General features: G+C 45.2%; 14 protein-coding genes and 1 pseudogene. 7 read left to right on the top strand and 8 right to left on the bottom strand.

Annotated features, from left to right (window positions below):
* Nucleotides 1-233 precede the first annotated feature (233 nt).
* From QUA13_RS22270 to QUA13_RS22260, 3 genes are all read right to left on the bottom strand, one after another.
* Nucleotides 234-2,549: a CHASE2 domain-containing protein gene (locus QUA13_RS22270; RefSeq protein WP_333201962.1), complete on the bottom strand. Its 2,316-nt coding sequence runs from the start codon at nt 2,547-2,549 to the stop codon at nt 234-236.
* A gap of 130 nt (nt 2,550-2,679) precedes the next feature.
* Nucleotides 2,680-3,672, bottom strand: a complete 993-nt coding sequence (locus QUA13_RS22265) for a DUF1822 family protein (RefSeq protein WP_333201960.1) — start codon at nt 3,670-3,672, stop codon at nt 2,680-2,682.
* Nucleotides 3,673-3,723: 51 nt separating this feature from the next.
* Nucleotides 3,724-4,404: a sigma-70 family RNA polymerase sigma factor gene (locus QUA13_RS22260; RefSeq protein ID WP_333201958.1), complete on the bottom strand. Its 681-nt coding sequence runs from the start codon at nt 4,402-4,404 to the stop codon at nt 3,724-3,726.
* 542 nt (nt 4,405-4,946) lie between these two features.
* Between QUA13_RS22260 and glgA the strand changes: the two genes are divergently transcribed.
* Nucleotides 4,947-6,422: a glycogen synthase GlgA gene (gene glgA, locus QUA13_RS22255; RefSeq protein WP_333189160.1), complete on the top strand. Its 1,476-nt coding sequence runs from the start codon at nt 4,947-4,949 to the stop codon at nt 6,420-6,422.
* 220 nt (nt 6,423-6,642) lie between these two features.
* A complete protein-coding gene (locus tag QUA13_RS22250) occupies nt 6,643-7,014 on the top strand; it encodes a DUF4342 domain-containing protein (protein WP_333201956.1) in 372 nt (123 codons plus the stop codon).
* Nucleotides 7,015-7,131: 117 nt separating this feature from the next.
* On the opposite strand, the gene QUA13_RS22245 is transcribed toward QUA13_RS22250, so the two are convergent.
* From QUA13_RS22245 to QUA13_RS22235, 3 genes are all read right to left on the bottom strand, one after another.
* Nucleotides 7,132-8,457: a serine hydrolase gene (locus QUA13_RS22245; protein ID WP_333201954.1), complete on the bottom strand. Its 1,326-nt coding sequence runs from the start codon at nt 8,455-8,457 to the stop codon at nt 7,132-7,134.
* Nucleotides 8,458-8,746: 289 nt separating this feature from the next.
* A complete protein-coding gene (locus tag QUA13_RS22240) occupies nt 8,747-9,085 on the bottom strand; it encodes a hypothetical protein (RefSeq protein ID WP_333201952.1) in 339 nt (112 codons plus the stop codon).
* 31 nt (nt 9,086-9,116) lie between these two features.
* Nucleotides 9,117-9,290, bottom strand: a complete 174-nt coding sequence (locus tag QUA13_RS22235) for a hypothetical protein (RefSeq protein ID WP_333189164.1) — start codon at nt 9,288-9,290, stop codon at nt 9,117-9,119.
* Nucleotides 9,291-9,566: 276 nt separating this feature from the next.
* Here QUA13_RS22235 and QUA13_RS22230 point away from each other — a divergent pair, with 276 nt between their 5' ends.
* From QUA13_RS22230 to QUA13_RS22215, 4 genes and pseudogenes are all read left to right on the top strand, one after another.
* Nucleotides 9,567-11,435, top strand: coding sequence for an AAA-like domain-containing protein (locus QUA13_RS22230; protein WP_333201950.1), 1,869 nt, complete (start codon nt 9,567-9,569; stop codon nt 11,433-11,435).
* A 374-nt stretch (nt 11,436-11,809) separates the two neighbouring features.
* Complete coding sequence (locus tag QUA13_RS22225) at nt 11,810-12,019, top strand: hypothetical protein (RefSeq protein WP_333201948.1); 210 nt, start codon at nt 11,810-11,812, stop codon at nt 12,017-12,019.
* A gap of 18 nt (nt 12,020-12,037) precedes the next feature.
* Nucleotides 12,038-12,409: pseudogene (locus tag QUA13_RS22220) on the top strand (Uma2 family endonuclease); the annotation flags it as partial.
* 223 nt (nt 12,410-12,632) lie between these two features.
* Nucleotides 12,633-12,911, top strand: coding sequence for a S1 RNA-binding domain-containing protein (locus QUA13_RS22215; protein WP_333201946.1), 279 nt, complete (start codon nt 12,633-12,635; stop codon nt 12,909-12,911).
* Between the two features lie 155 nt (nt 12,912-13,066).
* On the opposite strand, the gene QUA13_RS22210 is transcribed toward QUA13_RS22215, so the two are convergent.
* Nucleotides 13,067-13,957, bottom strand: coding sequence for a M48 family metallopeptidase (locus tag QUA13_RS22210; protein ID WP_333201944.1), 891 nt, complete (start codon nt 13,955-13,957; stop codon nt 13,067-13,069).
* Between the two features lie 93 nt (nt 13,958-14,050).
* Nucleotides 14,051-14,797 (bottom strand): 5-formyltetrahydrofolate cyclo-ligase, encoded by a 747-nt coding sequence (locus QUA13_RS22205; protein ID WP_333201942.1) that lies wholly within the window; start codon nt 14,795-14,797, stop codon nt 14,051-14,053.
* Between the two features lie 211 nt (nt 14,798-15,008).
* On the opposite strand from QUA13_RS22205, the gene QUA13_RS22200 reads away from it, so the two are divergent.
* Complete coding sequence (locus tag QUA13_RS22200; RefSeq protein WP_333201939.1) at nt 15,009-17,783, top strand: AAA-like domain-containing protein; 2,775 nt, start codon at nt 15,009-15,011, stop codon at nt 17,781-17,783.
* The last annotated feature ends 82 nt before the right edge of the window (nt 17,784-17,865 follow it).

Below are 17,865 nucleotides of genomic sequence, written 5' to 3'. Positions count from 1 at the left end.
TGCTTTTGACTACCCCAGCCGCGCTGACAAACCCATAAAACATCTAGTTTTTCTCTTTATTCAGCAAGCCCTATTTAGTTTCTAATTGAATAGCCTGGGGAGCGTGAAGCATTTGGGCATAAAATCAAAGGTGGGAAACATGAATTGTCGCCCAAATGCTCCACCCCTACATCTCTCCAACGGCTGGAGATTATTTGTTGGCGATGTCATCTAACGATTGCCAATTCATATTGTCATTTCGGCCGAAAAGTAAAAACGATCGCAATTGAACCCGCTGCTACCAGTGCCAAAGCTGAGGGTACCAAAGGCACCCACCAGCCCCCGATTAGCAAAAACCAGCAAACCCCGCTCAAAATCCCCGCAGATGCGATCGCCCCTGACACCGCGTGCAGCCTGCGTCGGCTGACAATCGCGATCGCGCTACCAACTGCTGCCCAACTCACAATCCACAGCATTTGGGTCCATTCAGGTGCAATTTGCAGCAGCGGGCGCCCATCCAAAGCAGCGCTGATAATTTGACTCGACATTTGCGATTGAATTAACACCCCCGGCATTTTCTGGGAAGGCGATTCTCCCGCACTGTAGGGCGTCAAAAAATAATCTGGATTGGAAATCGGAGCCGTCACGCCAATAAAGATAATTCGGTCTTTTATCCAATGGGGATTGACTTTTCCTTCTAACAGTTCTGCCAGCCTGACTCGGCGAACAAAATTTTTGGGTTGTCGGTAATTGAGCATCATTTGAAAACCGCGATTGTCCAAGTTTTGATAAGCGCCAGTACTGCCGTGAATCGGTGCAAAAACTGCATTACCCAGCCTTATCTTATCTCTGGGAATATCTTCCGGTTTGATGCCTTTTTCTGCTAGGTAATGGAGGGCAGCCCTCGCGCTCAAAGAGTGATCTGTAGTACAAGGATCGCTGCTGTGCGGCTGCATAAACAGCAAGTGGCGGCGGAGAATACCGTCGGCATCTGCCACCACATCGCTGAACCCGAGGCGCTCTTTTGGCAGTGCGGGCGGCGGTTCGATGCCGCATTTGTTGGGTTTGCCGGTTTCTTTGACGCTGCACAAACCTATTAAATTTCGATCGCCCTGAAAGCGAGCCGCTAATGCTGCATAACCGGGTTGTAAAGGACTAGGGCGGAAGATATCCAGAGCGATCGTTTGCGGCTGATACTGGGCCAATTTTTCCACTGCTTTTGCGATCGTCGCATCCGGCAGCGGAAAGCCATATTTGTTGATATCCATTTCCGTCGCCTCCACCACCAGCAAACGCGAGTCTGAGCTTTCTGCAGGACGCAGCCGCATCAGTTGGTCAAAAGCTTGCAATTCCCATATCTGGAGCAAGCCCAGCGATCGCGCTCCCATGACAGAAACAGCAGCAGTTGCGATCGCCAACAGCCCGATCTGAAAGCGGCGCAGCCGAGATAAAGATGGCGGATTGCTGACAGTTTCCGGCTCGGGTTTGTGCAGCAACTCTTGCCAAGTTGGCGGCTTGGATGCCGGATTTTGACAAATTATCGGCAGCCAATCCGCGCCGGTAATTTCTGACTCTAATTCTGCCAATCTTTGCCTCGCGAGACGCACTGCCACATACAAAGATTCCCCGGTGCAAAAAGCTTGGATAAAATACTTTAAAAAATCTTGGGCAGCTCGATCGGACACCGGTTCCCGCATTACGATCGTTTGCGGGATGCCCAAATCTTCAAGCTGTCGCCCTATTCCCAATCCGTCGCAGGAATTCAAAATGGCTAACTGCAAGCCGCTGCTAACCGCTAGCTTGAAACCGTGTTTCAGTTCTTCTACTGTTAAACTCTCCGTTTGATTAATATAAAATTTACCCGATCGGCCGTCGCTGTGGGTAGAACTGTGTCCTGCAAAAAATAAGATATCCCAGCTTTTTTCCCAAAGCTGATCGCCGATTTGGCGGCGACTTGGTTCTACTAAAAAAGTAACTTCTGCTGAGGGCAATCCTGCAAGTATAATTCTATCTTGCTCAATATCAATTTTTTGACTGTTCCCCAAAATTGCTAAAATTTTTACGCTGCCTTTAGCGGGATTTCTGTTGGCAATAGCCGGTTTTTTAGAAGTTGGGGGACTCAAAGCAATTTCGGCTTTCGGGTAGCGCTCAAAAATATCCCAACAGTACCAAGGCAGCCGCCGCAGATTGATGTCGTCAGTTTGGATTAAAAATCGAATCGTGTCCGACGGCATTAATTGTTCGAGCAATGTTTCTTTGAGTTTGCGAAACGGTTCGGAGTTGAGCCAGCTATTGATTTGCTGGCTTAACTGTTCCCGCAACAAGCGGCATTTGGCCAACTGTTCCGCACGAGAGCCCCTAATGCTAATTTCGATCGGCTTAATGCGGAAATCTCCCAAACTGCGGTAGGTTGACTGCCAGCGATCGTAGTGTTCCGCTATTTCTGGTTTCGGAGGCAGGAAGGCTTGGATTTGCACTGCAGGCAGATCTCCTTCCGCGCCGATTTCCAGAGAAACTCGCACCCCTTTTATCAAGTTATCATCTAGCTTCAAAACAACTAATTTCGGCATGGCTAACAACTGATAAGCCTAGGCGCATCTAAATTTTACAGTCACGGCGCGATGAAATTCTTGTGGGCTGGGCATCCTGCCCGCCCAGGTTCAATTTCCATGCTGAACAACTTATGGCAAGCGAGCCGCTTTAGGCGGCAAAATTCTCTGCAATACAGAATTCTTTCAGTTTTACCACAACGCTGAAACATTCTCCGCGATCGGCGGCAAATTCTAGAGTCATGTAGCTGTTACCGCTGCCAGCGCAAGCTTCCATGACAGTTTTTCCCTCGCCGTCGGTGACTTTCAGAGTCAGATTGAGCGGCAAGCTGTCTGCCCCGCCAGCGGGATGCACCTGTACTTTAATATTAGTTTCAGTATCGGTTGTTGGTTCGATCGCCACCAGCAAAGCTACCGATCGGGCTGGTTCTCTTACACCCCTGCATAAATTAGGTTTTTCTTGAAAACAATCGATGGTTGCTGATGCTTTTTCCGAGATATCTGCTGTCAGATGGATTATCTTGCCCCGCACGACTGCGCTGCTGTAGCGAAAAGCTAAATGAGGTTCTTTTGGCACTAAAATATCTTCTACAGACTGCCAACCAGTATCAAAAATATTGTGCAGCCACTGACGCAGTTGTACAGTTTTTCGGCTGCGTTCCAGACAATCCAAATGTTGGAGAAGTTTGTCAAAACTTTGCAATTTGTCAATAGCTAAATCCCCAGCGCTTGCAGTTTTCATAAATCCCAGCAAAGTAGCTTCTTGTCGCTTTATATCGATCTCAACTGCTACTAAACCAATGCGATCGTCCGGTATTTCCAGGGGAATGTAACAAAACTTGCCCGACTTCAGAGGTCGGCATTCCAAATGACCTAGTTGAGTTAATTTCAAGTCTGCTGCATCGGTGTAAAGGCGCATGGCCGCGTTCCAACTGTCGCTGGCATTCAAGTCTGTGGGAATGTCCATCATTTCCATGTAATCTTTCACTGCACATACAGCTAAAGTGTTGAAATAAACTTGCTCTTTTTTTTCCGGGGATGTCACTCCCTCAAGATTTGAAAACTTCTGTGCCAGCCGCAGGGCTGCGGCTGTAATGGGCAGGGGAATAGATTTTTCTCTGATATTTTCGGTGCTGTTATTCATCACGGTTTTCCTTTTTTACAGATTTTTTTTAGGACAGGAGTTGTCCTGCCTTTATTCCAGATATCCTTGATTTTTGGCAAAATTTCGCAAGCGGGGCAGACATTCTCTTTTATAAAAATTTGGTGCGGTTGACGGCGGCAAGTTAAATTCAAGAGCAATGTTTTTCCAGGGAGTCTCCGGGGGAAGACGCCTCAGAATTAAGGTTTGGCAAGTGACATCGGGGCGTTCTTTGATGTGAACGCTTCTCAATTCCCCCTCGGGATCTGCCCGCACCCATTTTTTTGTCTCTTCTAGGATGGCTAGCGGACTGTCAGAATAAGTCGGCGGGTTTTCGATATTATTGATCGGGTTAATTTCTGCTGAGTCTTCTGAAATCAAGGGTAAATCACGTCTAACTTTTTCCTGCGTTTGTTCGAGAGTAAAGTCTTTCAGTCGCATCTTGAGATATTTGTCCAGCCAAGTAATGACGCTGCCCAGATTGCGATCGTAAGGTTTGTTGGCGGTGTTAGCTTCGCAAACATTGCGACAAAAATACACCCAAGTTTGCTGTAAAGCATCGTTGTAATGAGGCGTGTCTTCTTGCCAAAGTTTGCCGGATTTTACAATCAGCCTCACTATCTCGCTGAGTTTTTCCCGCCGCATCAAGCTTTTGGGCGGATGCGAACAGGCTTCAGCAACTAGCTGTTGGAGTTGTTGGTTTAAATTGTTTTCCTTATCGTTGGTGTCGGGCATCGGCGAGCGCCTCCTTAAGAGTCTCTGGATGAATGCTGGACACGGCATTTGCTGGTTGAATTTCCAAGATAGAATCCCTGATTTGATTAGTTCTGGGCGCATTTCAAGGTAATTGTGTCATTGGCAAGTGAAATGAAGAATCTCAAACCCTTGTAACACCGCCCTTGAATGCGTAAGTCCTGTTGATGTTTGGCAGCCGAACAGGTGCTCTGTGCCAATCAGTTATCAGCATCGTGCGAGAAATTTTCGCGCAAATTAGGCAAAAAATTTAAAAAATATTTAGTTGACAAATGCGAGGAAATGGGGTAGTTAATCAATTTTAGATTGAACTCACGGATGTGTCCTCTGCCTCCTCTGCGGTTTAAATAATTCTGATCCAAGCGGAAACGATATCACCGATCGCCCGAATCTGCCCCAACATCCGCTAGCTGTGCGTATTTCCCTGTATTCCCAATGGCCTACTTGCTTATTTGCCGAGAACTCATATACTTTGTCAAGTTAAGAAAATATTTTTTTGATTTATCCAGGAGCGAGAAAAAAAAATGTACATAGTACAAATTGCCTCGGAGTGCGCCCCCGTCATCAAAGCAGGAGGTTTGGGCGACGTAGTTTACGGTTTGAGTCGGGAGTTGCAGAATTCCGGCCACTGCGTCGAGATTATTCTACCCAAGTACGACTGCATGAGGTACGACCACATTTGGGGACTTCACGAGGCCTACCGGGATTTGGCTGTGCCCTGGTACGGCGGCGAAATCCTCTGCGATGTCTTGTGCGGCTGGGTGCACGGGCAGTTGTGTTTTTTCATCGAACCTCGTTCTCAAGATAACTTTTTTAATCGGGGCTGTTATTACGGTTGCAATGATGACAATATGCGGTTTGCATTTTTCAGCAAAGCCGCTTTGGAATTTTTGCTCAGAAGCAATAAGCGTCCCGATGTGATTCACTGTCACGATTGGCAAACTGGTTTGGTGCCAGTCTTGCTTTTTGAAATTTACAAATACAATTGGATGGAATATCAGCGAGTCTGCTATACCATTCACAATTTCAAACATCAAGGCATGGGAGGTAGCGATATTTTGCAAGCAACGGGTTTGCACAGACCGGATTATTATTTTGAGTACGATCGCCTCCGAGATAACTTTAACCCTTTTGCCATCAACTTTATGAAAGGTGGCATTGTGTACTCTAATTTTGTCACCACAGTTTCGCCGCACCACGCTTGGGAAGCTCACCTCGGCGAGTTTGGCTACGGTTTGGGCCACACTTTGCATTTATATCAAGAGAAGTTTCGCGGGGTGCTCAACGGCATTGATTACGATGTGTGGAATCCCGAGACCGATCGCTATATTCCGCACCACTACACTCAGGAGGATTTGGCAGGAAAAGCCAAAACTAAAAAAGCTTTGCGCGATCGGCTGTTACTGCGCGATGCTGACAAGCCTATTATTACCTTTATCGGTCGTTTGGACGACCAAAAAGGCGTTCATCTCGTCCACCACGCAATTTATTACTCTCTGAGTAAGGGAGCGCAATTCGTGCTTTTGGGTTCCGCGACGGAAGCGGGAATTAACGCTCATTTCCAGCACGAAAGACAGTTTTTAAATGATAATCCCGACTGCCATTTAGAACTAGGTTTTAATGAGGAACTGTCGCACTTAATTTACGCGGGTGGGGATATGATTGTGGTTCCCAGCAATTACGAGCCCTGCGGGCTGACTCAGATGATCGGGTTGAGGTACGGTACTGTTCCTGTGGTGCGGGGAGTTGGCGGTTTGGTGAATACTGTGTTCGATCGAGATTACGACACCCGCCACCTGCCGGAAGAACGCAACGGTTACGTGTTTTACCAAAGCGACTACGGCGCTTTAGAGTCGGCGCTCGATCGGGCGATCGGATTGTGGTATGACTATCATGATGAATTTGAAAAACTCATGCTTCAAGGCATGAATTGTGACAATTCGTGGAAATATCCAGCTAAAGACTATGTGGAAATTTACGAGCTAATTCGACACAAATAATCACTAGGGGCGGCTTTTCCCAAAGATATTTTCTCTACCTTTAGGAATAGATTAACCCGCCCTTTTCTAACCAGAAAGAGATAAGGTTTTGAGTAAAAGTGGGGGGGTGGAAAGTACGAATGCAGATTGTAGGGTTTCCTTGCCTGTCATTCCCAAGTGCGATCGCCGAAGATAAGGGTATACAAATTAAACGGTTGGTTTTCACCCGCCCCTACAAAAAATGAACTCACAACTAGAACAACAAGTAACGATTTTAGAAGACGAAACAGCAGCCGCCGGAAATTCAGCCAACCCAACAGTTGAAACTCCTTTATTCGCTTCAGAATTTGCAACAGAAGAAAAAGTCAGAGTGGAAGAATTCAAGATTAGTGCCGACAGTTTAATTGCTAAAGTCAAAGAACTAATTGAGCAAGGAAAACTCCGCCGCCTCGTCATCAAAAACTCGCAAGGGCGGATTTTGGCAGACATTCCGCTGATGGCTGGATTGGTGGGCGGCGTTGCAGGATCGGTAGCCTTTCCAATTGCTGCTGTACTTGCTACAGTTGGGGCAGTTGCGGCTCATTTGACTGTAGCCATCGAGCGCAAAGAATAGTCTTAAGTTAATTGTTAATTCAGCGCTTACGCAAGCCACACCAAAAACCCCGTTTCTGTGTTAATTGTTCGTATCAATCGACGATTTTTACCAGAAAGCGGGTTTTTTGCATGAGTTCTATAATTCCGGTACTTTCGCCGCAGGTTGGTCTAAATAATTGTAAACAATCCGCGAAATCCGGCGCACAAAATCTCTCACAATCGGGTCATTGTAAGGACGTTTGACAAATATTGCGGCTAAATAACGCTTGCCGTTGGGCATATCAATAATTCCCGCATCGCCAACCACAAAGCCGATATCTCCGGTTTTGTCAGCAATCACGGCTCCTGCGCCTAAACCAGAAGGTAACAGCGTTCTAGTTGTGGTGCGCCGCAGTAATTCTAAAGCTTGTTCCCGACTCGATTCAGAAACTAATTTATCGCCAGACAGCATCGCCAGCAGCTTTACCATATCCACAGAACTTGTTGTATTTGTTCCTTGAAAATCTCCCAACCAATTGCGAATTCTCGTATCAGTTAATCCCCAACTGCGAAAACGCTCGTTGAGTTTAGCAATTCCACCCAAACGTTCAATAATCATGTTGGTGGCTGTATTGTCGCTGATGGTAATCATTTTATCTACGGTTTCTCTGATGCTAAACCGAGTGCCATCTCGTTCATCTTGCATAGTTCCAGAGCCGCTGGCAACTAAGTCGGACTTCATAACTAATGTTTCGTCTAGGCTAACTTTGCCTGCGTCTACATCTTGATAAAAGGCTATCAGAATCGGTAATTTGATGGTACTCGCGGCCGGAAATACGCGATCGCCCTTGATATCCAAATAGTTTCCTGTATCTAAATCCAGAAAAAACATTCCGGCGCTGAGGGATCTATACTGTTCGATCGCACTTTCGATTTGAGGCTTGATGGCTGTCATTTCCAAGCCTGTTGACATCCCCAAATCAGCGGAATAGTTTCTCAGATTTCCGGGAGAAACAGTGGGCGTAACTTGACCTGTTGTTTGTTCTATCCGGGTAATAGCTGTAGGTATAACAGACTCGTTGCCCGCTATTTGCTCGGGATTCGGCAACTGAAACGACCAGCGAGTGGCAGATTCTCTAATGACTCGGACTTGTTGCGGGTCTAACTTATAACCTGGAGTTAATTGTATGACTAACCTGGTAGTTTCCGTGTCAAACTGTCCGACTCTAATTTGTTGAATAGCTGAGTTGTAGCTTTGAGGAGTTTCGGGATATTCCAAGACTATTCCCGGTAAATCAATTACTAAGCGGGTGGGATTTGCAATGAGTTTGACTTCCGGCTGAACTCCTGAATCCGTGGTTAAATTGAGTTGGTTTTCGCTGGCATCGAAGTGCCAAGATGTTAGTGTATCAGCTTTTGCGGGCAGGGCGATCGACAAAACAGTAATTAAAGCAGGCAACAGCCATCGCAGTTTTGGAGTCATGTTTAAAGACAAAGAGTTTAACAGTGGCAACGAGAAAGCGGCGGTCACAGTGTTCTCGACCGCTTTCGAGACGAAGCACATAGGATCATACAGTCAACTCTGCCTGCCGCCGTAAATTTTTTTATTTTTTTTGAGAATATTTGGTTTTCGGGACTCATATCAAATCCGGTTCTATTACCCCTTTTTCTTCCAGTCTCGTGCAGGCGGAGGAAAGTTTGTTTAGTCAGTCGTGAATTATCTTCGCCAAATTATTGTTTTGTCCGCGCGAATTGTCTGCGCCTTAGATGAATTAAGGTTTTGCTGTCGCCTGATTTCTAGCATCTTCGAGCGAGTCGATCGCGGCTTTGAGCAACACTTTTTCTTTAGCAACAAATCGGCGATCGCTCAAAGGATCGTAAGCTTCCCAATTACCGCTAACTTCGCGGTCGCGCCACAAAAACCAGCAGCGGTAGATTTCCCCGCTATCAATATCATCGCACAAAGCCAGCCAATCATCCCCTGTGAGAGCGCTGGCATCTAATGCTACCAATTCAACCCACGCAAGTGCAGTGCAGGCATCGATCGCCTCAGCATCAACGGAGTCAGATTTTGTAGCTGTAGGTTGCGGGGAGCAAAGTGTAGACTTCATAATTTCTCCTTAATTAAATCAATGAATTTGCCTATTTATGGAACTGCCCCGGTACGGGAATTGGAAAAGCTGTGTTTTGATGAATTTCTGATTGGTCAAATTTACCAGCCGCTGATGCTTCTGTTAAATTATTAAGTGTATTAATTGTGAAAATGGCGCCGGTTCCTAAAGCGGCCATTGCCAGTCTGTGTAAGATTTTGCTCATTTGGCTGCTCCTTTTCTGCTGGGTGTATCTACTCTAAAAAGTTAAGTGGTCATTAGCGGCGGAGATTGGGGAGTTAAGAAAAATTTTTTATACTCAAATATATTCAACAGTTGAAGCCGTTATCAGGACAGAGTTTGAGGAGTCGATCGCCCCAAAAACTACTCCAAGTAAAATGCCTTAAATTCCGGCTAGCTGACTATCTCCCTTAAAATCGCCTAAAATAGGGACTTAAGGCGTTAAACTTCCTAGATTCCTTTCCCTTTCAGTGCAAGCGAAGTGCTCAAGTCAAAACGCGATCGCGGTCGCATTCTCACTGCCTCTGGCTTAAAGAAACTTAACGAGGCGCTCCAAGAATGGTCTGACCGACATAACATTAGAGGTACTCTGACTGAAATAGAGGCCGAGTCTGGCGTCGGTGCCGATACAGTCAGCAAAATTAAGCAGGGTAGAGAAGGTGCAGATTTGAGTAAAATTCGCCAGTTGTTCGCTGCTTTTGAGATGACTCTGGCGAATGGCGACCACCGATCGGCTAAACTTGAGGAACCGGAAAATTTAGACGAGCTGGACAATTTGCCGCCAGCGGAGGAAACAGCCACCAGCAGCAGAATTGTTAAAGTATTTGTCAGTTATCGCAACGCCGAACCCGATCGCGAGTTGGGAAAACAGTTAGAAACGGCCTTAAGCGCGATCGGTCATACAGTGTTTACAGCAGAAAATAATATTAGATTGGGAGATAATTGGTTCGATCGCATTAATTTCTTCCTCCAAGAATGCGATTATTTGCTCCTACTATTGCCGCCAACGGTCAGCCAAAGCGAACTGCTAACATATCAAGTTCAGCAAGCAAAAGAACTGCAAGATGCTCGCGCTGACAGAAGACCAATAATTCTCCCCATCCGCGTCGGTTTTCCGCTGAACGCGCCTCTAAATCACGATTTGCGCGGCTATCTGTACCGGATCAAACAGAGGGAATGGAAAACCACCGCCGACACTCCAATTATTATCGAAGAAGTTCTGAACTTGCTAGCAGAAGAACCCGTACCAGTTACCGAAGAAACGGAAAATTTAACACAAAAACAGCTATTAGAAATTAGCAGCGACGAAACACCTCTACCCGCCGCCGAATCGGAATTACCCGGAGGACAAGTCGATGTCGCTTCTCAATTTTATGTAGAACGCCCGCCCATCGAAGAACGCTGCTATCAAACTATTGTGCAGCCCAGCGCGTTAATTAGAATTAAAGCACCGAGACAAATGGGCAAAACTTCCTTGATGGCAAGAATTTTGCATCACGGAGCCCGTCAAGGCTATTGCACCGTGCCGCTAACTTTTCAGTTAGTAGATAAAGGCGTATTTGCCAACTTAGATAAATTCTTAAAGTGGTTTTGCGCTTACGTCGGCCGCGAGTTGCACTTAGCAAATCAATTAGACGATTATTGGGACGAGATTTTTGGCAGCAAAGTCAACTGCAAAGATTACTTTGAAAAATACATTTTACCGCAAATCGACAGTCCTTTAATTTTAGGATTAGACGAGATCGATCGCGTTTTTCAATATCCCGACATTGCCGAAGACTTTTTAGGACTGCTGCGGGCGTGGCACGAAGAATCGAAGCGGCGCGACATCTGGAAAAAACTGCGATTAATTGTAGTTCACTCCACCGAAGTTTACATCCCGATGAACATCAATCAATCGCCTTTCAACGTCGGACTGCCCGTAGATTTGCCCGAATTTAACTCTCAGCAAATACAAGATTTAGCAGCGCGCCACAACTTGAATTGGTCGGAAGCCGAAGTTGAGGAATTGATGTCCATTGTCGGCGGACATCCGTATTTAGTGCGAGTTGCATTATATCACATTTCGCGATCGGATTTGACACTCGATGAATTAAAAGAAACTGCGATCGCAGATGCTGGAATTTATAGCGACCATTTGCGCCGGCAGTTGTGGAATTTGGAAGAATATCCAGAGTTGGCGCAGGGAATGAGAGAGATTGCAGCGGCGGATTCTCCGGTGCCATTAAAAGCGATGCAGGCGTTTAAATTAGACAGCTTGGGGTTGGTGAAATTGCAGGGGAACGAGTGCGTGCCGAGGTGCGAGTTGTACCGGCAATATTTTCGATCGCACTTAAGCGCGATCGTCTAAGTCCTATCGCTCTGCTATCCTATAATTCCAGATATGGTAGAGGCGGGTAAACCTGCCAATAATTGCCTAAAATGAACAATCTCATAAACCCGCCCCCACCAAACGACAAATCACAATCTACCTCTTTTTAAATTAAAACAGCCCATGAACGATATTTTTTTAATAACTTCCGATAATTGGCTAGATTGGATAACCGTGTTTGGTTATCTAGCCTTTACAGCTTTCATTGCATGGCGCGTGTTCACCACAAAGTAGATAGATTATGAAATTACCTTCTTCCTCTTCTTCTTCTTTCTTACTTCGCGTCCTTCGCGCCTTCGCGGTTCGTTAAATAAACAGTAAAATAAGACAATAATCAACTAGCCAATACAGTTATGCCGCCCGTCGAAAGTGTCGCAGCAATTCCGAACGCTCTGATTTGGCGCTTGAGCATTGAGCAGTATCATGCCATAATTCAAGCTGGCATTCTCACGGATGATGACTCTGTAGAATTGCTGGAAGGTTGGCTGGTTTTCAAAATTCCCAAAAATCCACCGCATCGAGCAACAACTCGTCTTGTCAGAACAGCTTTAGAGAACCTTTAACCTGCGGGGTGGTATGTTGATTCCCAAGAACCGATAACGCTATCAAACAGCGAACCAGAACCTGATATAGTGGTTGTTCGAGGGGATACGCGACAGTATCTCGATCGGCATCCTGGTGCTGAATATCTTGCCCTGATTGTTGAAGTATCCGATACGACGCTTCAGCGCGATCGAACTGTCAAAAAACGGATTTATGCCCGCGCTGGAATTGCGATTTATTGGATTGTGAATCTTGTGGAAGAACTGGTGGAGGTTTACTCTCAACCTCTTGTTGAAGTTGAGCAGTCAGATTACAGTCAAAGGTTAGATTTTGGGCGATCGGCTCTTATACCGATTATTATTGAAGGGATAGAAATTGGGGCGATCGCTGTGAATTATCTTTTACCTTGAGATAAAATGAGTAATATCGTTTACGGTTGTTTTTGAATAATTAAACCGCAGAGGGCGCAGAGGAAGAGAAGAGAGAGATGAATAATTCCGATAGCAACGGATTTGAGATAAATCCTAAACTTGTAGGGTGCGTCAGACGAAGTTTTAGGGCGATTGTTCAAAGTTTAGGATAGTAGAGCACCTTACTAATTAAATGATGCAAGTAGGAGGCTTATAAAATAAAATGATTGACGAGCAACCGTGGGAAGAAATAAAAGAGTCTCTAAAAGTTGGAACTAAATTGAAAGGAGTAGTCACCAAGCACTGGCCTTTTGGGATATTTGTTGCCCTTCCAGGGATAAAGTTTACGGGTATTGTTGAACTCGGGAATTTCAAAGATGAAGGTTTTATGACACGCGATGAATATCCAGCAGTTGGTTCATCAGTTGATGTAGTCGTGCGGGCATTTAAGGAAACTGGACAACAAATTTGGTTAGGGATGAAGCCCAGCCAGTTGAATTAGTCAAAATAATTGGGAGTGATAAATTGAAAGAAGGCATTGCTGAAAAGCGAGATGATGTGGAACGAAGTTCCAAGCATCTAGTCCTATTTTCATCCCAGGAATTAGCAACGCCTTCATCTGTTGATTAGTCAGCACTTTGCTATAGCATACGGAATTTACCAAGACTTTAAAAAATTCCAATCTTCTGTAGCGTCTGGGTCTAATAATGGTGGCGGTTGATTGGGTTGTTCGAGTAAGGTTTTATAGTCTCCTGAATCGACCCATTTTAGGAGTTCCGAAGCGCGCATCACGACCCAAGATTGCGTGGACTCGTTGAAACTGAGCAACTTAGTAAGTGTATCTTGAGACTCTACACTGTTGTCGCTAAATTCGCGCACTTGAACGAGGAAATCAGCGATCGCTTCCGGTGTTACATAGCAACTGGGTAAACCGCCAAGTTTCATCAACGCGGCGATGGCTACATCCACATCCTGACAAGCCAGTAACGCCGCCCGATCCGCTGTAAACCTTGCCATCATTAACCAATTCCAAAACGCCAGTTCTACCCCATTAGCCGCCAAACCGCCAAATCCTAATGTCGCCGCATTCACCCAATTCTTTAAAAGCGGCATCACCATCGCTATTTGATGATAGAGCAAATGCTGACTCTTAATGTGGGCGACTTCATGCCCCAATACATAAATTAGTTCCTGGCTAGAAAGCCATTCGTAGGCTTCTAAATTCACCGTTACAATTGGACTTTCAATACCAATTGTAACGGTAATAATATGCCCCCAACCACGAAACAAATATAAATCTGGACAGGGATATAAATCGAGAATTTCACAAGTTTCTTCCAACGCCTGAGACAACCCCGGAAAATTGTTGGGAGTCACGCGAAAATCACTCCCCAAACATTGCAAACGGAGTAGGCGATCGATACCGTACTCATTCACTTTCTTGAGCAATAAAGAAACTCCAGGCATCTTTTCTAAAGACGCTAAAGCTTTGCGATCGAAAGGATGTTCGTAAGTCTCTGACTTCAATCCTAATAAGACTTTTTTCATCCTAAATAGACCTCCTCTAGTAGAAAATGTGCCTGTTCCTCATCATGCTTAGCCATTCATCTTTCCATTCAGCAATGCCTGAAAGAACAAAATCTAAACTTGCTCTCTCAACTTTCGCAAAATCGGAATTTGTTCCAACTGTTCGGGCCGTATACTATCCCAGTTTAACCCACTTGGACGCCGATAACTTGTATTAGTCTCAATTACCTCCTGGGCAGTAACAATCCAATTCAGCGCCCAATCGTGAGCTTGCATTGGTAAACGCGAATCTTCGACTATTTGCAAAGGATGCACTGTTGTTACAATTGGCGTATCGATTTTAACTAACCCGAATTCCTTCAACATAGCCAATTCTAAATCCGCAAATCCCGCACCTTTCCCGGTTCTTCCACCGTTGGTACCCGCCGCTACGCAGCCGACTATTACTAAATCAATCGGCTCCATTTCTGCAAAACTTACCAATTTTCCGCAAGCGAGTGCTTTGCGGGCGATCGCACTTTCGGCAATAGATACATTTTGTCTCTGCAAATCCGCAGCATTTAACTCAACAAAACAGCGATCGTCTGTCAATCGCGGTACTGCCATATACAGGCGTTTTCCCTCCTGCAAAGCACGCCCTCGTACCGGAATTTGTGGCGAATCTGGATTGCACTTAATCGTTTTTGCCTGTTGCCATATTGGTAAACTTGCCAATTTTTCAGCGGCCAACTCAGCACCGACAAAGTTGGGAATATGACCAAACGGATCGCCAATAGATGCGGCTTGCTGCTTCAGCAAAGACCAAATTTCAGCTCTTAACTTGTCTTTGTCGCGGTTGTATCCAGTCCAATCAGTTTTCATGCTGTAAGAAGAAGGAAGAAGGAAGAAGGAAAAATGCTCATCTAGCAACTTTTTTAGCCATTTGGAGCTGAGATTTAATTAAGTATATTCATTTATTGTGGTACAATTAATCATACAAAATTATAATAACCCCTCGATTCTTTAGCCTCTTAGAGAGGGACTTCGTTTGTATCTTGAGCGGTTTAAACAGCCGAATGTTATTTTTTATTTTATGAATTTTACCACAAAGCCCAGTTACTATCAAGTCGGTGGGAGTTTGACAAATAACGCTCCAAATTATGTGAAGCGGCAAGCAGACGACGACCTTTATAACGGATTGAAAGCCGGGGAATTTTGTTATGTTTTGAATTCCCGGCAAATGGGCAAATCTAGCTTGCAGGTGCGGACAATTCAGCGGCTGAGAAATGAAGGAATTGCTTGTGCTGCGATCGACATTTCGGAAATTGGCAACCGCGGCGTCACTCCCGAACAGTGGTATGCTGGTTTGCTACGCATTCTCGAAAATAACTTTAACCTGTCGGATATTGTCAACGTGCGGACTTGGTGGCGCGATCGCAATTTTTTAACCCCGGTTCAAAGATTGAGCGAATTCATCGAAACCGTACTGTTACCCAACATTTCCAGCAATATTGTCATTTTTATTGACGAAATCGACAGCATTCTCGCCCTAGATTTTCCCGCCGATGATTTTTTAGCCTTAATTCGATCGTGCTACAACAAACGCGCCAACAATTCAGAGTTCGATCGCCTAACTTGGGCCCTCTTAGGTGTAGCATCGCCCACGGATTTGTGCCGCGAGCAAAATGCCACCACCAACACCCCTTTTAATATTGGCAAGGCGATCGAATTAACTGGTTTTGACGAAACAGAAGCTCAACCGCTAGCAGCAGGGTTGGCAGAGCTTACAGACAGCCCTAATCAAGTTTTGAGAGAGGTTTTGTATTGGACGGGCGGGCAGCCTTTTTTGACTCAAAAGCTGTGCAAACTTCTGCTGGAAAATCCACAATTAATCCCGAATTTACCCGCCCCAGCCGCCCCTTGCCAACGGGGAGAGAAAGATGCAGCCGCCCCTTCCCAAGAGGGGGAAAAAGATAAAATTAACACTTCTAAAGAGTGGGTTGAGAAGGTAGTGCGCTTGAAAATCGTGGAAAATTGGGAAACTCAAGATGTTCCCGAACATTTGTCCACAATTCGCGATCGGCTTTTCAAAGAAAACCAGCGCATTGTCAGGAGACTCGGATTGTATCAGCAAATTTTAGAGCAAGCTGAAATTGTCCCCGATGGCAGTGCCGAACAAATGGAATTGCGATTGAGCGGATTAATCGTTAAGCACGGGGAAAAATTAACAATTTCTAATCCTATTTATGAAGCTGTATTTAACAAAGAGTTAATTGAACAAAAATTAGAAAACCTCTCGCCTTACTCGGAAGCTATCAAACTCTGGCTAAATTCTAGCTGTGAAGATGATTCCCAACTGTTGCGAGGGGATGATTTGCAGTCAGCATTAGTTTGGGCGGCAGGAAAAAGTTTGAGAAACGAAGATTTTCAGTTTTTGACGGTCAGCCAAAAAGTTATTTTGAGCGACCAAAATCAACTGCTGCATTCAGCTACACTAGAAACCCAAAAAGCTGTGTGCGATGCCGAAAAAGCTTTGATGGAAGCTGACTCTGCCAAACAAAAAGCCAAACAGTGGATCAGAATCGGTTCTGCGGTACTGGCAGCATCGTTAGTAGGGGCGATCGGCTTTTCAACTCTCGCTTACCAGCGGTTTAAACTAGCACAAGCAAGTATTGAAATCGAACAAAATGGCAGCGATGCTTTACTGTTAGCGGTATCTCAAAAAACCGAAAATAGCGAAGCTTTATCAGAAGCTTTACTGAGGGCGATCGCCTCGGGAAAAAGATTAAAAACTTTAGTTAAAAATAAACACAAGCTAGAAGAATATCCGGCAACTAGACCGCTGTTAGCCTTACAAGTAATTCTTGATAAAATTAGTGAACAACAGCAGACGAAAGCATCATCACTTCCGCAAACCAAGATAAATTGGCAAGCTCATAAAGGTGCAGTTACCAGCATCAGTTTTAGCCCAACCAGGAAAATATTAGCAACCGCAGGAATAGATGATAGGGTTCGGATTTGGAACTTTTCCGGGCAAAAAATTGCTGAATGGAAAGCTTTGCAGCAGTCAGTTAATATGGTAAACTTTAGCCCAAACGGTAAATTTTTAGCGACTGCCGGAAGGGACAGCACCGTTAAATTATGGAATTTATCAGGTAAAAATATTTCTCAATTGAAAGGAATTCAAGGCTCTGTTACCAGCATCAGTTTTAGTCCCGAAGGAAAGTTGTTAGCTGCGGCAGGAATAGACAGCAAGGCTGCAATTTGGAAATTGTCAAATCTGCCCAAATTAGCATCACCTAGCGTGCAAATACCGGGTCACAACGGCTTAGTGAGAAGCGTAAATTTTAGCCCAAAAGGCGATTTTTTAACAACTTTAGATGGCAAATCTACAGTCCGAATTTGGAATTTATCGGGAAAGCTGAAAAAAATACTGCCTCTTCAGGCAATAGGGCTCAGTTTCAGTTCGGATCAATACCAGTATCGCTTTGCAACAGTAACATTGAATGGCAAAGTCGCCCTGTGGGATATGTCAGAAAAAGAATTAGTTAATGAATTTCAAACATTGCATTTTGATGCGAAAGCAATTAGTTTTAGTCCCGACGGAGAACGGCTTGCTACAGTGGGAATTGATAAGAGTGTGCGGCTGTGGAATTTAGCGGGGCGACAGGTTGCTCAATTTGACTTCGAGGAGAATGTTGTTAGCGTCAGTTGGAGTCGAGACGGAAAGCAAATTGCTGTAGCTGGAAGCAACGGCACTGTTTGGCTGAGGCAGGTTGAAGGGTTAGAAGAATTGCTGAAGCAAAGCTGCAATTTTTTCACCACTCAACCGAAGTATTTTACAAGAGTTTCAACTATCTGCAAGTAGGGATACGGCAATGCCGTGTCCTCTCAATAATCTGCAAGTAGGACACGGCATTGCCGCGTCCCTACCCCTAGCTAATGACTTA

The sequence above is a fragment of the Microcoleus sp. S28C3 genome, assembly GCF_036700785.1.
GTDB lineage: Bacteria > Cyanobacteriota > Cyanobacteriia > Cyanobacteriales > Microcoleaceae > Microcoleus > Microcoleus asticus.
This window is presented reverse-complemented; position numbering and strand designations above follow the sequence as displayed.

What these genes read in the sequence shown, in the direction of transcription:
- QUA13_RS22245 (WP_333201954.1), bottom strand. Translation starts at nt 8,457, where the DNA reads ATGACTCCAAAACTGCGATGGCTGTTGCCTGCTTTAATTACTGTTTTG.
- QUA13_RS22200 (WP_333201939.1), top strand. Translation starts at nt 15,009, where the DNA reads ATGAATTTTACCACAAAGCCCAGTTACTATCAAGTCGGTGGGAGTTTG.
- QUA13_RS22235 (WP_333189164.1), bottom strand. Translation starts at nt 9,290, where the DNA reads ATGAGCAAAATCTTACACAGACTGGCAATGGCCGCTTTAGGAACCGGC.
- QUA13_RS22215 (WP_333201946.1), top strand. Translation starts at nt 12,633, where the DNA reads ATGATTGACGAGCAACCGTGGGAAGAAATAAAAGAGTCTCTAAAAGTT.
- QUA13_RS22270 (WP_333201962.1), bottom strand. Translation starts at nt 2,549, where the DNA reads ATGCCGAAATTAGTTGTTTTGAAGCTAGATGATAACTTGATAAAAGGG.
- glgA (WP_333189160.1), top strand. Translation starts at nt 4,947, where the DNA reads ATGTACATAGTACAAATTGCCTCGGAGTGCGCCCCCGTCATCAAAGCA.
- QUA13_RS22205 (WP_333201942.1), bottom strand. Translation starts at nt 14,797, where the DNA reads ATGAAAACTGATTGGACTGGATACAACCGCGACAAAGACAAGTTAAGA.
- QUA13_RS22240 (WP_333201952.1), bottom strand. Translation starts at nt 9,085, where the DNA reads ATGAAGTCTACACTTTGCTCCCCGCAACCTACAGCTACAAAATCTGAC.
- QUA13_RS22260 (WP_333201958.1), bottom strand. Translation starts at nt 4,404, where the DNA reads ATGCCCGACACCAACGATAAGGAAAACAATTTAAACCAACAACTCCAA.
- QUA13_RS22210 (WP_333201944.1), bottom strand. Translation starts at nt 13,957, where the DNA reads ATGAAAAAAGTCTTATTAGGATTGAAGTCAGAGACTTACGAACATCCT.
- QUA13_RS22225 (WP_333201948.1), top strand. Translation starts at nt 11,810, where the DNA reads ATGCCGCCCGTCGAAAGTGTCGCAGCAATTCCGAACGCTCTGATTTGG.
- QUA13_RS22250 (WP_333201956.1), top strand. Translation starts at nt 6,643, where the DNA reads ATGAACTCACAACTAGAACAACAAGTAACGATTTTAGAAGACGAAACA.
- QUA13_RS22265 (WP_333201960.1), bottom strand. Translation starts at nt 3,672, where the DNA reads ATGAATAACAGCACCGAAAATATCAGAGAAAAATCTATTCCCCTGCCC.